This window comes from Paenibacillus sp. sgz302114 (genome assembly GCF_056120345.1).
This window is the reverse complement of record NZ_JBVYOI010000004.1, coordinates 80,382-96,676: the sequence shown is the minus strand read 5'-3', so window position 1 is coordinate 96,676 and position 16,295 is coordinate 80,382. Positions and strand designations below refer to the sequence as shown.

13 protein-coding genes are annotated in these 16,295 nt (G+C 51.0%); 2 read left to right on the top strand and 11 right to left on the bottom strand.

Annotation, left to right across the window (positions count from 1 at the left end; all coding sequences use genetic code 11):
* Positions 1–134: 134 nt before the first annotated feature.
* The 11 genes from AC0LWF_RS12465 to nirB form a co-directional block, all read right to left on the bottom strand.
* Complete coding sequence (locus tag AC0LWF_RS12465) at positions 135–1,316, bottom strand: ATP-binding protein (protein ID WP_474651855.1); 1,182 nt, start codon at positions 1,314–1,316, stop codon at positions 135–137.
* A 116-nt stretch (positions 1,317–1,432) separates the two neighbouring features.
* A complete protein-coding gene (locus AC0LWF_RS12460; protein ID WP_474651854.1) occupies positions 1,433–2,137 on the bottom strand; it encodes a Na-translocating system protein MpsC family protein in 705 nt (234 codons plus the stop codon).
* Positions 2,138–2,258: 121 nt separating this feature from the next.
* The gene (locus tag AC0LWF_RS12455) at positions 2,259–2,546 is read right to left on the bottom strand and encodes a hypothetical protein (RefSeq protein WP_474651853.1); all 288 of its coding nucleotides are present in this window, start codon (positions 2,544–2,546) and stop codon (positions 2,259–2,261) included.
* A gap of 164 nt (positions 2,547–2,710) precedes the next feature.
* The gene (locus AC0LWF_RS12450) at positions 2,711–5,125 is read right to left on the bottom strand and encodes a sugar phosphate nucleotidyltransferase (RefSeq protein WP_474651852.1); all 2,415 of its coding nucleotides are present in this window, start codon (positions 5,123–5,125) and stop codon (positions 2,711–2,713) included.
* Positions 5,122–7,995, bottom strand: coding sequence for a 1,4-alpha-glucan branching protein domain-containing protein (locus AC0LWF_RS12445; RefSeq protein WP_474651851.1), 2,874 nt, complete (start codon positions 7,993–7,995; stop codon positions 5,122–5,124). The genes AC0LWF_RS12450 and AC0LWF_RS12445 overlap by 4 nt, the downstream gene beginning before the upstream one ends.
* 22 nt (positions 7,996–8,017) lie before the next feature.
* Positions 8,018–8,665, bottom strand: a complete 648-nt coding sequence (locus AC0LWF_RS12440; protein ID WP_474651850.1) for a DUF4912 domain-containing protein — start codon at positions 8,663–8,665, stop codon at positions 8,018–8,020.
* A gap of 434 nt (positions 8,666–9,099) precedes the next feature.
* A complete protein-coding gene (locus AC0LWF_RS12435; RefSeq protein ID WP_474651849.1) occupies positions 9,100–9,336 on the bottom strand; it encodes a hypothetical protein in 237 nt (78 codons plus the stop codon).
* 171 nt (positions 9,337–9,507) lie between these two features.
* Positions 9,508–10,062, bottom strand: coding sequence for a GNAT family N-acetyltransferase (locus AC0LWF_RS12430; protein ID WP_474651848.1), 555 nt, complete (start codon positions 10,060–10,062; stop codon positions 9,508–9,510).
* Positions 10,063–10,285: 223 nt separating this feature from the next.
* Positions 10,286–11,116, bottom strand: a complete 831-nt coding sequence (locus tag AC0LWF_RS12425) for a uroporphyrinogen-III synthase (protein ID WP_474651847.1) — start codon at positions 11,114–11,116, stop codon at positions 10,286–10,288.
* A 14-nt stretch (positions 11,117–11,130) separates the two neighbouring features.
* A complete protein-coding gene (gene nirD / locus AC0LWF_RS12420) occupies positions 11,131–11,463 on the bottom strand; it encodes a nitrite reductase small subunit NirD (protein ID WP_474651846.1) in 333 nt (110 codons plus the stop codon).
* Complete coding sequence (nirB, locus tag AC0LWF_RS12415; protein ID WP_474651845.1) at positions 11,456–13,954, bottom strand: nitrite reductase large subunit NirB; 2,499 nt, start codon at positions 13,952–13,954, stop codon at positions 11,456–11,458. Before nirB ends, nirD begins: the two co-directional genes overlap by 8 nt.
* A 316-nt stretch (positions 13,955–14,270) precedes the next feature.
* Here nirB and AC0LWF_RS12410 point away from each other — a divergent pair, with 316 nt between their 5' ends.
* Together AC0LWF_RS12410 and AC0LWF_RS12405 are read left to right on the top strand one after the other, a co-directional pair.
* Positions 14,271–14,840, top strand: a complete 570-nt coding sequence (locus AC0LWF_RS12410) for an ANTAR domain-containing response regulator (protein ID WP_474651844.1) — start codon at positions 14,271–14,273, stop codon at positions 14,838–14,840.
* Positions 14,841–15,053: 213 nt separating this feature from the next.
* Positions 15,054–16,289 carry a nitrate/nitrite transporter gene (locus AC0LWF_RS12405; RefSeq protein ID WP_474652238.1) on the top strand — a complete coding sequence of 412 codons (1,236 nt, stop codon included), beginning with the start codon at positions 15,054–15,056 and terminating at the stop codon, positions 16,287–16,289.
* Positions 16,290–16,295 lie beyond the last annotated feature (6 nt).

The following is a 16,295-nucleotide window of genomic DNA, read 5'->3' as shown; positions in this document are numbered from 1 at the left end:
ACGATGGCATTACCCAACAGGTTAAACGGTCTACGACAGGTTAGCCGTACTCTCAGCCTGCATTCCGCAAGCTCCCGCGTTTATTCAATTGTGACAAGTGTAGTCTACCTTTTTGGAAAATGCAACAAGATTATTCAGAGCGCCGGCTTGGAAAATGCAAACGTAAATGTCGTCCCCGTAGACTCGCTCTTAATCTGAATTTCTGCGGAATGCCGTCTAGCAATATCAAAGCAGATCGACAGGCCAAGACCCGTCCCCTTCTCTTTCGTCGTCAAGAAAGGAGTACCGATCTGATCAATAATTGACTTCGGGATACCTGAGCCTTCGTCCTGAACGGAAAAGCCTACTTGATCCTGATTCTCGTATATTTCAACAATGACAGTAGAGCCTTTCTCAGAAGCTTCGAGGCTGTTCCTTACCAGGTTAATGAGAACCTGTTGAATTTCCTTCGAGTTAAGCGGGACAACCGATACAGACTTCTCGATAAACACCACATTCTTCCCCATCATCGTTGCATCTGCTTCCAGCAAAGGGAGCACGACTCCCAATGTTTCCGATAGGTCCTGCTCCACTCGAACCATCGAATCATTTTGCTTCGAGAGCGACAGGAAATTGCCAATGATCTCGTTGGCGCGATCCAGTTCGCTGATGAGGAGCTTGTAATAGTACTCGTTGTATGTCTGGTTCCGCTGCATTAACTGCAAAAACCCCCTGACCGTGGCAATTGGGTTCCGCACCTCATGACTTATGCTGGCTGCCATCTGTCCGACTAAGCTGAACCGATCCAGCCGCTCGACCTCGCTGCGGAGCCTTGTTTGTTCCTCGATTTTCTCGCTAACGACGGTCTCCAAATATTCTTTATCCAATTGAGTCTCTCGCTCCCGAAGCACGAACCGCGTGATCTCTTCCGATGTCGCGAGCACGCCGAGCACTTCCCCTTCATTGCCTAGAATAGGAGTGGAGTTCCAAACAGAAACCGTGCGATGACCATCTTCCCATACAAATTCCAAAACTTCATCCTGCACTTCTTCTCTATCGCATCCGGAGCGCTGCATCGGCATTTCGTCCGCTAGCAGCTCGATTCCTTCTCGAAACACTCTGACGCTAGGCGGCTTTAGTGATGAGTGAGAGAATACTCCTCCTGCCGGTATACGGAGCATTCGCGACGCTTTCCGATTGTGAATGATTGTGGTACAGTTTCGATCCGTAGCGATGGATACCCCACCTGGCGAAATCTCAAATAACTGCCAATATTCTTCTGGTATCGGATTATCAAAGATACTCTCAATTTGCTCTGACTCATATGAATGGTTCATGTACACAGATAACACTCCTTCTGCATAGTTAAAAATGAGAAAAGCCTAAATAAAAGCCTCACGCGGGCTCTTACTCAGGCTTATGTCCAGCACTGTCTCTGGTTCATTAAGTCCCTTTATGAACTTGGATGCAGGATGAGGACTATGACGGATTTATCGAGATGGAAATCCCAATCGACGAATACATCAACTACGCCTGCATGTAGTATCTTCGAGAAACGATTGTTCCGATGAAGATGGCCTTTCTCCAAATTTCGCTTTGCCAGCTTCAGCGTCTCTTCATGTCCGATACGAATTAATTCTTTTTCGATGCTAATCAAAATCCCGTTGCGAATAACGACAAATGTTCGATCGTTAATCTGATATGAATACGTTTTCTCCGGCTTCTTCTCGACGTTATGACTGATCAAGTCAATTTCTTGATGAAGTTCTTCTTGGCCGGGATACGTAGCTTGTATGCTTGCTGCATGTGCGTGCTCTTCCTCGGATTCAATCGCCACCATGACGCCGGACTGATTGTGCAAGCCCCAGTCATAGTAGAACTCCTGAGTATTCAACCCTGTAAGCAAAAGTATGTAAGCTTTCATCTCCGGAAATAACGACTTCATTAACAAATCTCTCGTGTTCTGGATCGAATAGATCTGATCTTGCTGAAGTAAAATCTTTTCCGTTGGCGAAAGGAAGTTACGTAAATAAATAACCACGAAAGGCTTGTTAATGCTGACGTAGATGGACTGTGGCCCTTTGCCGAAAGCCTCTCTCAGCAATCTGCCAATGTGGCTCGTAAGCTCGTTCTGAACCTGTTTGTAAGTTGTTTCCATTACATACACTCTTATCTTAGGCAGAGGCATGATATCCCCTAGACCCTACCTGTATTTTAATGATTCTTGGTGAGTTAGACAACTATTCATATCAATTATTTATATTTTTTGCTTTTTCTATTCATTGAGTAACCAACGTTCTGTAGCTGTGGGCACATATGGATCTTTTGGATACCTTACCCAGCAGGAGCAGTTGTTTCTTGTTTGTCATCCGGTACAGCGTTTGTTCGCACATTCGCGGTCGTTCGTTCACTTCATCGTAAGCAAAGCTGAGGATTTGCCAACCGTCGATGATGAGATGATCCTTCTCCGCATGACCGTGCCCCTCCTCGAGCCGATGCTTTCTATCACCTTGTGCGTTGACTAGCTGCTTCTCAAACCGTTGTTGATAAGCCATCTGAAAATTCATATCTGTTACGCTCATCGCTAAGTAAAATAAAAAAAACCGCCCATTCCGGGACACGTCGTGTCCAGAAAGAGCGGTGTGTACTTCACAACCGTATGCATTTATTTCACCATATCATAGCCTCTGGAAATTGAAAAGTAGCTGCTTTAGATATGCTTGTTCCTCAACTAACTGCTCCGATACTTACGAATCTTATCCGCATAAGACGCCGCCATCTGCTTGGCTGCCAGCTGCGACTGTGCATTCGCATATACCTGGAAGATCGGCTTCTCATGATCAGGAAGAATGAGCGTCCAGCCTTCGTCATGGAAGATTTTGATTCCATCGATAAGCTCGACATGCTTCCCCTTCGTCTCCTGCATCAAGAAACGCATAACCTTCCCTTTTTCTGACCAAGGGCAGTCAACCTTTTCCTTCAATAGCGCAAAAGCAGGTATCGTCTTGACAAGCTCGGATAGCGTCGTCCCCATGAACGCCATCATCTCCATGCTGCGAACGAGTGTATAGATACCGTCGAGATAGACATGGAAGCCGCCTTGCTGACAGCTCTCCAGGATGGAACGCGTGTCCGCCTTCGTCCGCGCTACCTTACGATTGCTCTGCGCAACCATCCGTTCTGCGATCTCCGGAAAATGAACCGGCACATGAATGATGTCGTCCTTGGAAGCTTGCAGCTGGATGCGCATCTGAAGCATGTGAGTAAGCTCATCCGAGATAAGCTCCCCCTGCTCCGTGACAAGCTGAATCCGCTGCCCGTTCGTGTCGAGCATGACGCCAAAATCAGCACCGTTGTCTCGCACCCAATGTGCAAGCTCCGCCGGTTCCGTTACGACACTGTTCAGCTGAATGACGCGGCAGCCCAGCTCCTGTAGAAACTCCGGCAGTACATGATTCAGATTATGCCCGTTATATACCGTCACTACTTTATACGATCGACTTGCGATAAGCTGTGTATCCACGGCTTCGAGCAGATCGCGGCGATATAGCCGCCCCACTTCCGGGCAAGTGCGCTTGCGCCCGACCTCGCTCAATTTGATGATGCGCTGGTCCTCCTGCACGTAGGCGTTCTCGATTTTGCGCTCCATCGCTTTCGTAATCGGCAAGCCTTGCTCATCCAGAAACTCAATGACCGCTTGCTCTTCTCCATCTTCCTCCGTCATTCTTATATAGATGCCAGCTGTGCAATCGAGATGACATGTCGCATAGCGGGCAATGGAGGAAGTGATTGCGCCAAAATGATACGTATGGATACCCGAAGCATGAAGTCCGGCAGCGAACGTTTCCGCCATTAATTCAGCGAACGGCGCCGCGTCATAGCCGATACCGACCGTAACCCCCAGCGGAAGCGCAGTGCCGAGCGCCATCGACAATCGATTCACGAAGCCGGTCGTCATATGGACGTTGCATGCGCCTTTGACGCCAAACTGCCCGAAGATCGTCTTCGCTGCCTGCTCGCCCCAAATGAGCGAATGCTTCAAGACGGCATTGTCTTCTACCGACTTGTTCGGGAACATTTTCACGCCTGAGGATACAACGCTATGAATGCCAACAACGCAATTGTCGCCTAGCACCGCATCTTCTCGAATCGAAGCGCCGAAACGGCAAATCACATTGCGGCATAGCGTAGCGCCATTGATCTCCACGTTATTATCCAGCATATTGTGCTTCCAAAGCACGGTTCTTTCTACGGATGCCCGATCCAGAATCATCGACCCGCCGCCAATAATGCTATATTCGCCAATCATAGCCTGTTTCCCGATGACGCTGCGCTCCCCGATATAGGCTGGACCGATAATCGAAGCGGTCGGATCAATCTTCACACGCTCGCCTGCCCATACGCCTGGCGCGATCTCATGTCCTGGCAATTCGATAGCGACTTTACCGTCCAGCATATCGAACTGTGTCTGCCTGTATTGGTTCAAGTTACCGATATCCGACCAATATCCATCCGCTACATAGCCATACATCGGACGATTATTCTTCATTAGCATCGGGAATAGATCTTTGCTAAAGTCGAACTCTTCATTCTTCTCCGAATACTGGAACACTTCCGTCTCCAAGATATAGATGCCTGTGTTGACCGTATCGCTGAACACCTCGCCCCAGCTCGGCTTCTCGAGAAACCGATTGATGCGGCCATTCTCATCCGTCATCACGACGCCGAACTCCAGCGGGCTGTCTACTTGCGTCAGCACGAGCGTTGCGACTGACTCTTTCTCCCGATGATACGCAATCGCGCGGGTAAGGTCGAAATCCGTGAGCGCGTCACCGCTGATGACCACGAACGTCTCATCCAGGAACTGCTCTGCATTCTTCACGCTGCCGGCTGTGCCGAGCGGGCTTTGCTCTTCGAAATAATGAAGACGGACACCGAAATCCGAACCATCGTCAAAATAATTCCGAATCGCTTCAGGAATGAACTGCACCGTTACCGCGATGTCCGTAATGCCGTGCTTCTTCAGCAGTGCAATCGTGTATTCCATGACCGGACGGTCCAAGAGAGGAACCATAGGTTTCGGTGTATTGCTCGTTAATGGACGAAGTCGGGTTCCTTTTCCACCAGCCATAATGACAGCTTTCATTGTAGCCCTCCTGTAATTTCAATTGTGGCAGCCGCTTCCTTGCTGGCTTGCAGCTGTGCTTGCTCCAGTACGACTCGGCGGTACGTGCCGATTGTTTCGCGCGTGATCGTATTCCAATCATAGTGATCAAGCACTTTATGGAATGCATTTCTCGCCATCGCTTCGGCATTGGACTCATCCTGCAGCATCATAATGAGCCGCGAACTTAAAGACTGCACATCACCTGGTAGAACCGTGTAGCCATCTTCACCGTCTTGGACGATTTCCGCTAGCCCGCCGACACCAGACACGATAACCGGGAGCTGAGCTGCCATCGCCTCAATCGCGACGATGCCAAATGGCTCGTAGAGACTCGGGAAAACAGCGGCGTAGGCTGACCGGAACAGCCGATTTCTTGTGCTGTCGTCTATAAATCCAGGGAAAAAGACTTTATCGCGAATACCAAGCTCGAATGCACGGGATTTCAACTCATCCAGCATCGGTCCTCTGCCCGCTAGCACAAACTTCGCATCCGGACATGCCGCGAGCACAGCAGGAATGCTCTCGAGCAGGACATGAACGCCTTTCTCTCTTACCATTCTGCCGACATAGAAGATGATCTTCTCATCAGGCAGCGCGAAAGGCTCTCGGGATTGTGAAGCAGCTTCTGCGGAATCAAGTACTTGGAAGTCATCTATAATCACACCGTTAGCGATGACATCGAGCTTATCCGCTGGCAGCTGGAAAAGCCCCTGCAATTCTCTCTCCATATACTCGCTGCACACGATGACACGCCAAGCTTCATAGGTCATCTCCCACTCCTGATGATGAATCTGATGCTGCAGCTCCGTACGAATGCCTTGATTGCGGCCATGCTCGGTCGCGTGAATCGTTGCCACTAACGGCAAGCCGAACTGGTACTTCAACGTTTTCGCCGCTTGATTCACGAGCCAGTCATGGGCATGAATCAGCTGGAACACGCCATAATGGCTGATCAAATGCGAAGCGTAATCTGTCATAACGAGATTCAGCTGCAGAATCCACTCCATGAACGAGAGATTAGCAGATTGATAGGCCCGCACGCGGTGCACATGGACCCCGCCATCAACCTCATACGCCGGGCAGCCGTCCACATGACACGTGATGACGTGGACTTCTGTTCCAAGTCGTGCAAGCGTGCGGCTTAGATCATAGACATGTCTCGATAAACCGCCGACAACCATCGGGGGATATTCCCACGCCAGCATGAGCACTTTGAAGCCTGACGATGAAGCTTGTAAATGGACGATGTTATCGCTGCCGGTGTATCTACCGGAGTGATAAACATGGTAATCCATCTCCGGGAACAGATGATCTCGAAGCTCAACCTCAGCTAGCCAGCGCTCATCTATGAATCCCGCCCGCAGCATTTCATAGATCCGACCGAAACGGCCGACGTGATTGTTCACTCGTCTAACGGCGTAATCTACCATTGTGCGATTATCCATAATGAACGGCCAGTCGCTGCTTTGCGCCAGCAGCAGCTCGCGTGCCGCTTGATTAAGCGCTCTTGTCGTCTGACTATCCGCTGCTGGATACCGATCAGCAAGCTCGATCATCTGCTCTTCCATATTGTGTAGATGACGATAGATCCACTGATTCGTATCGTTCAACCATACTTCGCCATATCCGCCTCTTCCCCACGTCGAGAATGCGAGACGACACTGTTCGTTGACCGGATATTCCGCCAAATAAGCCGCTGGCGTCGACAGCTTCACCGTCTGCTGCTCGGAATCCAGCTTTCTGAACAGCTCTTCCAGCCACATCGGCCCTTCGTACCACCAATGGCCGAACAGCTCCGCGTCATACGACGCGACGATGATCGGTTTGCGGTGCATGTTCCCCGCTAGATGCTCCGTTTGCTTCTCCCTGTTGAACATGAAGTTGCCTGCATGGTGCTGGGCCTTCTGGCGTGCCCAGTCCAGATTGTATATCTGCTTCTCGGCGTTATTGCCCGTGATGCGGCAGTATTTCATCCCGGTGTTCAATCTCAGCCCGTCAATCGGGAGATGGGGATTCAAATAGTCCATATCGAGCTCGTAGCCAATATCACGGTAATATTCCCGGTAATCGTAATCACCTGGATAGCCTTCTTGCGCGCTCCATACTTGCTTCGATGTTTCTTCATCCCTTGCGAATGCGGCGATACCTCCGGGAGTTACGATTGGCGCATATACGCCTTGAGCCGGCGATGGATCCGCGTGCCGGAACACATGGCTATCCGTCATGAAGAACTGGATGCCGAATTCCCGAAGCACATGATCAAGCTCCTCGCGGTATCCGCATTCCGGCAACCATATGCCGCGCGGCGCTTTGCCGAAATGGGCCTGATGCACCTTCACCGCATTCTCGATCTGCGCTCGCAGCGCTTGCTCCGTGCGAATATATGGCAAGAAGGCATGCGTTGCGGATGAGGTGATGATCTCCAAATAGCCTTGATCCGACATCGCTTTGAAGCCTTTGATGATGCAACTGCTGTATGTCTCAACAAAGCGCCGACGCATATGACGGAATTTCTCCGCATACATCATGACCACCGGCAGCAGCGCTTCATCTTCTTGTACTCTAGCAATCTCTTTATCTGCTAGTTCGATCAGCTGATCGATATGTTTAACATACCGCTCCTGCAGCAGCGGACTTGCGAGCATGGACAGCAGCGTCGGCGTCATCGACATCGTCAACTGGAACGCCACTTCATCCCGAGCGAGCCCTTCCATCATGTCGAGCAGCGGAATATACGTCTCCGTAATGGCCTCAAACAGCCAGCGTTCCTCGATATAGCGTTCACTTTCAGGATGGTGCACATAAGGCAAATGTGCGTGCAGCACGATGGAGAGATAACCTTTTTCCACAGTAGACTTCCTTTCCGGCTGTTTATTCTGCAATGGAGTACCCGGTGAACGATTCAGCCCAATCGGGCTGCTTGATTGGCTCAACACTTGCCCACACGCTATTATGATCAGCGTAGCTGTGCTCGCCACGAAGCCTCGGCGTCTTGGCTACATTGGAGCGAAGCAGCGTAATGAATCTGCCGTCAATCGAAGTCGTGCCGAAATCGACACAGAAGACCGTTCCCGCAGACAACTCTTTAACAAACCAATTGTCTGCATCCGAAGCCACCTGAATATCCCATGACCGGTTCGCGTTATCGCCATTGAATGACGTGTACGATACGTCATATACCCGCAGCCATTTGGGCAGCTCATGCCATGCGCAGTGAAAATGCTGCTCAATCATCCGAATTCGCCGCTCGGTCAGCATCCAATAGACATATAAGGTATTCGGATCTCTCGGGAGCAGCACGAGCCTGTCCTGATTGAGGCCTGCAGCGTGCGGCAAGTATGCAAAGTCCACATCAGGAGCTTCTACATTTTCACCGTTTCTTCCGCTGCTGCGGCTACCCTGTGGCAGAAGCCCATGCTTCGCCAGATGATACCTGACCTTACTGCTGCTAATACCAAGACGCGCTGCAATTTCCCGCTGAGACAATCCTTCTTGCTTTAATCGAATGATTTCTTCCAAACGACAACGTACCCCCTTTAATCATTGCGGCCGCTCTACAATCGCTAAACACCTGCCGCATATTTACGCATTATAAAGGGATCTGGCTGAAAATTTGCTCGAACGATGCAGGTAAAAAAAAATAGAGACAAGGGCTCATCTGCAGCAGATGTCCCATGTCTCTATTTCCAAATTCATGTTATTTTTTCGTGAAAATCTAGCATTGAATACGCTTTATCAGCGCGATACACAAACAGGCACTAAGAACTAGGGGACTAAATACCTATTCCGTGTTTGACTCATGCTGTCGGCTTATTTCCTTATATTGGCCGAGCTTCGACAGCAATCACGCTGCGGCTGACACGCCTTGTAACAAAACAGTCACTTCTCATGCATTTTGAACAAATGAGGGATTCGTTCAGTCCGTTCTCAAGCGTCAAACAGCATAAAATAAGCTATCCAAGCAGCTCTTGCCGATACTGCTCCATATCAATAACACGACTTTCGAGACGTGATTTCTCAGCCGCGAATGCCATCAGATGACTCTGAACGGACACTTTCGCTCCTGTAAGACTCGCCTCCTTGCCGCCTTCACTCACCAGTTTAATGAAGTCTCGCATTATGCCGAAATCACCTCCCCCATGCCCTTCCGCTGGCGCATGAATCGTTATTCTCAAGCCCATACGGACCATACGCGCGAGCCCCTCGCTGACCAGCTCCGATTAGCGCTGCTGTCACTTTCGGCATCAACATGCATCCCCCAATCATCGATCGTTTTATATGCTCGATTATGCTGCGTAAGCGCCTAGTCGAACAAGTGACTAAAAAGAACAAGACTGCCTAAATCGGCAGTCTTGTGAGGATTATCCGTATAATTGTTCGAATTCAGCCTTTGTCAGGCCATAAACGTACTCGTCGTAATGCCGGCCCTTCGTGTAGATCATATTGCGCAGCGTGCCTTCCAGCTGGAATCCAAGATGCTCTTGGAGTGCGGCCGACCCGTCGTTAAACGCATACACAGACGCATTCACTTTCTGATAGCGGAGCTCTTCAAAGTAGTAGCGCACCACCGTCTTCACCGCATCCGTGGCATAGCCGTTCCGCCAATGCTCTCGAAAGATAGAGATCCCATATTTGAACGTTCCGGTGCGCGCATTGCAGCTCATCGTGTTCATGCTACCGACAAGCGTCCCGTCATGGGTTACAATAGCCAGAAAAACATTATCTCCGTCTGGGCCGTTCTGCGCCTGCTGTACCGCCCACATCCCCGTTCCTTCCTCCGAGCGCGGAAAATGAATCTCATCGCATAATCTTGCATTCTCGGAATCGAAATCATTGTTGTGAAAATCTGCCCAATCCTCCGGCTTTACCGGACGCAGCCTGACTTTGGAGCCTGACCAAGCGTAATGAGTCGTCATTCAGCTACTTAACCTCCTCCACCTGCTTGCTTATACTTCTATACCTCTACTAAGTTAGCATAAATAGAAGACTTCTTCGACGACTTTCTTGAGAGGCTCTACCGAGTGAGAATGGAGAGCAATATAAAAGAATGTCCGAGCCGAAGTCCCAAAGACTTCTCACTCGGACACTCTGTGAACCGCTTGTTATTTGATACGCACGCCACTCCGCTCCACACCTGATTCAATTAGCAGCTAACAATTGCTCGTCGGTTTCGTTGTAATATTTGCTCATCGCGACGAGCATATTGCCCATGCGCTCCTCCTCAGGGAATAGGACCCGCGCGACGCCTTCTTCTCTCATCGCTTCCGCAGTCACTTTGCCAATCGCAACCGCAAGCACGCTGGTCGCAAAAGCGAAACGCACCGCTTCCAATATGCCGAGACGTGCCGCACAGCCCATCACATAACGAACCTGTACCGTGCTCGTTAAGGTTACAGCGTCGATCTGTTCATGCATAATCTCGTGAAGCAGCTGCTCTATCACTTCGTCAGCCGGCGCGATATGCCGATAGGGTAGAAGCTCTTCGCACACAGCGCCGCGCTGCACCAGTTCACCGGTAATCTTCGGCGCAGGATCGCCATAAAGCTGAAGCGCAACACGGCAACCCTGCAAGTCATAGCTGTCTAAAGCACGCATCAGACCGGCGCTTGTGCCGTCCTCATCGCGTGCTTCTGGCACTAGCCCGAGCTTGCGGAGCGCATTCACTGTCTTGTAACCGCGGGCTGCCAGCTTCATCCGGCCAAGCGCAGCGAGAAACGGCTCGGTTAAGCCAAGCTTCTCCGCGGTTTGCAATAACGCTTCTGTACCGACGCCTGTCGTGAGGATGAGCCAATCAGCCGGATGCTCAATGAGCGCCCGCAGCTGCTGCTCAATCTGCGAATCATCGAGAAACACCGTCCCTTGCGCTGGACGGATTACAGCCTTACCGCCGAATTTGCCGATCATACGGCTAAGCTCTTCTGCTTTTCGCGGACCGGTCACTGCAATGATTTTGCCATCTAATCGCGACATAACGCTTTCCTCCTCTATGATACTTTGGGCTCGCTCAGGTCGATCCGCAGTACAACGTTATCTCTCTCGTCGATATAGACAGGGAATGTCTCCACACAGCCCTCATCCGGGGCTTGCACGAGTCCATCATTCAAGCCGATCTTCCAGTCATGAAGCGGACAATATACATGGCTCCCGCACACTATACCCTCCGACAATTTGCCTCCCTTATGCGGGCAACGGTTCTCAATCGCTGTGACCGTGCCATCGGATTGCTTGAACATCGCAAGCTCAAGATCGCCTAAACGAACGACCCGCCCTCTGCGCTCCGGAAATTCGGACACATGTCCAATGATGACTTCATTCATCCTTAGCGCCCCCTCTCGTGTTCGATACATCTGACTCGTTGCTTGCGGCTGCTTCTGAGGATACCGGCGCCGTAAGCGCTTCGAAGGCGCTAAGGAGATCATCGTTCTCCACGATTTGCTTCCACGGATCCTGCGTACGGCCAAGCGTCACATCAATTCGCTCGTTGAGCGCATCGCGATCTGCCTGATTCGCGAGCGCCAGCTTGATCGTATCGAGACCGACTCGGAGCGACCATTCACTTGTCCGTTCGCCAAAATTCGCCGTCTCGCGGTAGTACTGCAAGTAAGCGCCGGTCCACTCCAGCACTTCTTCCTCCGTCTTCGCTTTCGTAAGCAGATCCGCTGCTCGCACGCGCATTCCGCCGTTGCCAGCCACATAAAGCTCCCAGCCGCCATCAATCGCAACAACGCCGAGGTCCTTAATCGTTGCTTCCGCGCAGTTCCGCGGACAACCGGAGACAGCTAGCTTCACCTTGTGCGGCGTATTCAACCGTTCAAATTTCTTCTCCAAGTCAATACCCATCTTAATGGCGTCCTGCGTGCCGAACCGGCAAAATGTATTGCCGACGCATGTCTTCACCGTCCGCAGCGCTTTTCCGTAAGCATAACCTGACGGCATATCGAGATCCTTCCATACATTCGGAAGATCCTCCTTCTTCACGCCAAGCAGGTCAATACGCTGACCGCCAGTAATCTTAACTAGCGGCACGTTATATTTCTCCGCGACAGATGCGATCTTCTTCAAGTCTCCCGGGGTTGTTACGCCGCCGTAGATACGAGGAACGACCGAGAACGTTCCGTCCTTCTGAATATTCGCGTGATTGCGCTCATTGACGAACCGGGATTCCAATTCATCCTCATGGTCTTCCGGGTAGATCATGCCGATGTAATAGTTAAGTGCAGGGCGGCACTTCGAGCAGCCTTCGGGATTATTCCATTCGAGCACATGCATCACTTCTTTGGTCGTTGTCAGCCTCATGCGGCGAATAGCCTCGACGACATCATCGCGCGCAAGCACCGTACACCCGCAGATCCCTTCCTTCACCGATGCAATTTGCTCGGTTCCAATCGTCGCCGCAAGTATCGCTTCCACAAGCGGCCTGCAAGTTCCGCAGCTGCCGGATGCTTTCGTGCACGCTTTAATTTCGCCAACGCTGACGCAGCCTTTTTCCATAATAGCCGTTACAATGGTTTCCTTCGCGACCCCGTTACAGCCGCAGACGATCTCGTCTCCGCTCATCGCCGCTGCAAGATCAGCTTCGCTCAAGCTCCGCCCGCCGCCGCTAGCTGACCCAACTGCTCCGCCGAATAGAATTTCTTTCTCACGGCCCGAATAATCTTCTCCACTCCGTATCGCTGCGTACACTTTAGAGCTCTCGATTGTATCCCCGAACAGAACCGCGCCTACGACTCTGCCGTTCTCAAACACGATTTTCTTATATACACCTTCCAAATCATCCTGCACACGAAGCGCCTTCGTTCCCGGTCCATCTGCATAACGGCCCGCCGAAAATACATTCACGCCCGATACTTTCAGCTTCGTGGAAACGATCGACCCTTTATAGCCCTCTACCGCAACCCCCGCTAGCTTCTTGGCGAGAATCGCGCCTTGCTCGTAAAGCGGAGCAACCAGACCATATAACTTCTCTCTGTGCTCCGCGCACTCGCCGACCGCATAGATATGAGGAATACTCGTCTGCATATAATCGTCTACGACGATGCCTCGATTCACTTGAACGCCGCTCTCGCTTGCGAGCTGCATGTTCGGCCGGATGCCGACAGCCATCACGATGAGATCAGCTTCCTCCTCCGTTCCATCCTTAAAGCGGAGTCCGCTCACCCGAGCATCTCCAAGAATCGTGTCCGATTGCTTTTGCAGCAAGAACCGCATCCCTTGCCGCTCCAGCTCTTCTTGCAGCATGCGCGAGGCGGTCGCATCGAGCTGACGCTCCATAATGTGAGCATGCTTATGAACGACGCTCACTTCCATATTCAAATGAATTAATCCGCTTGCCGCTTCAAGTCCGAGCAGCCCGCCGCCGATTACAATTGCTTTGCGATAATGCTTCGCGGTTTCAATCATCGTCTCGCAATCTTTGATGTCCCGAAATGCAATGACGCCTTCTTTATCCGCCCCAGGCAGAGGAAGCATGAGAGGCAACGAGCCGGTAGCCAGCACCAGCTCGTCATAAGGAATCGTAGCGCCTTGTTCCGTTATGACAGCTCTCGCAGCTGGATCAATCGAAGTCACAGTCTCGCCCGTGTGTAAGGTGATGTGATTCTCCTTATACCAATCCCAATCATTCAGAATAATATCCTGCATCTTCGCGTCGCCAGCTAGTACAGACGAGAGCATAATCCGGTTATAGTTCGGATACGGCTCAGCGCCGATAATAGTGACGTCGAATTTCTTTGGATTCAGCTTCAACAGCTGCTCCACGAACGAAACGCCAGCCATGCCGTTGCCGATCATTACCAATCGTTGTCTCATCGCGTCTCTCTCCTCGTATAAAAACATAAAAAGCCTACCCCGCTCTGTCGTCATGACAAAGCAGGATAGGCTCCATTGCCTGAATTAAGAGGCACGCCGTTGTGCCAACCAAGTTCATATTCTTGGCTTTAGTATAGCGACGAGAAAAGACTATGTCAACAAACTTAACACAATTCAGGCAAAAGTCGTTCATTTACACGAAGTTTACTCAGCTCATTCCATTTTGATATCGACGCGCCCCATGATTGGTGTTATATTTGATTACATATTTTCTTCCTTTTGTAAGAATGAATGGCGAATATGCCATCTATGCGAGGTGATTGTTATACCGAGAACAATTCTTCTTATCGAACCAGGATCACTTGCCATCCAATCTCCCCCACATCTACAGCAAAGCTGCCATAAGCTATACCGCGCAGCAACATCAAGCGAAGCACAGCATCATATCCATATCGCGGATGCCGTCGTCCTTCACGTACCGCATGCCAAACTGATCGATTGGCAGACGACGATAACAACGATGAGACGTTTGCCCACCTATTGGCTTTGCTCCGAAGACGCCGCTCTCAAACAGAGCGACTGGGTTTACACACCAGATGGTCTCTTATTCCCTTCAATGACTGTGAGCGAAATGAAGCTAGCGCTGCAATGGGGCCTCCGAAACTTCCAGCAGCGCAAGCACTGGACTGAAGAACGCGAACAGCTCCTCATGCGTCTCGAAGAACGAAAATGGATTGATCAAGCGAAAACCGTTCTATGTGAGGTAAAAGGTATTTCGGAAGCGGAAGCGTATGATTTCTTGCGCAAACAGGCGATGAATGAGCGGAAACGAATCGGAGATATCGCTGCTTCGATCGTTAAGGTGTACCAATTGATTCATGGCTAGCAAAATATTATGTTAGCTATATTGACATGAACATTTCACCGCGCATATAATGCAACTAAGATCACAATGACGTGTATCTGTTCCGTAAATAGTTGGCATGCACACCGATGTGCAGCCAGTGGCGATGAGGCCGTATTGCAGTTCTAATGACTGCAGTGCGGTCTTTTTATGTTCAATAAACCCGGGGACGGGAGAGGAGACCTGAAGAAGATGATGAATAAAGAGAGCTTTTTGAAAAGCGGAAATACCCCAACGCTCGCGAGCGCCTTTTTATATTTTGACACGAGCTTCATGATTTGGGTTCTGCTCGGACCGTTAGCCGTCATCATTATGAACGATTTCCAGATGGACGCTGCGCAAAAGGCGAATTTGGTCGCACTTCCCATACTTGGAGGCTCTATTCTACGGCTTGTGCTCGGCTATATGACGGACGTCATCGGTCCTAAACGCACTGGACAAATCGGCATGCTTCTGACCGTCATTCCGCTTATATGGGGATGGAAATTCGCCGACTCGCTTAGCGAGCTGTATATCGTTGCACTACTGCTCGGGATAGCAGGCGCTTCATTCGCTGCAGCTTTGCCGCTCGCGAGCCGCTGGTATCCGCCGCAATATCAAGGACTTGCGATGGGCATTGCCGGAGCTGGCAACAGCGGCACTGTCTTCACAACGCTATTCGCGAATCGGCTCGCAGAGCATTTCGGATCATGGCATATCGTCTTCGGCCTCGCGCTGATTCCCATCGCTGTCGTGTTCATCACCTTCACCCTCATGGCTAAGGATAGCCCCAATCAGCCATCGCCGCGCAAGCTTGCCGATTACGGCGCAGTACTGCGGCAGCGAGACACTTGGATGTTCTGTCTCTTATACGGCGTCACCTTCGGTGGATTTGTCGGCATGGCCAACTACCTGACCATCTTCTTCAATACGCAATATGGTTTAAGTCCGGTGCATGCGGCTGATTTCACGACTGTCTGCGTCATCGCCGGAAGCTTCTTTCGCCCATTTGGCGGCTGGCTGGCAGATAAATTCGGCGGCGTACGCATGCTTATGGCACTTTATGGCGTGACCGCCCTGATGATGGCCTCCATCTCATTTCTCCCTCCGCTCTATCTCATCGTTCCGCTGCTGTTTATCGGCATGATGGCGCTTGGCATGGGTAACGGTTCCGTCTTCCAGCTCGTGCCGCAGCGCTTTAAGAACGAACTCGGAATCGTGACCGGCATCGTCGGGGCAGCCGGCGGTTTAGGCGGATACTTTCTGCCGAATCTGTTAGGCAGTCTGAAGCTATCGACCGGGTCTTACACGATGGGATTTCTCATCCTTAGCGGCGTCGCGCTTACATGCATCGGCTTAATCTTGGCTACGCAAGGCTCGTGGAAGCGAACATGGTTCAAAGCCGGTCGCTCCTCTCATGTTGATTCTCACAGTTCAACGATCGCGTCATAGCGAGAG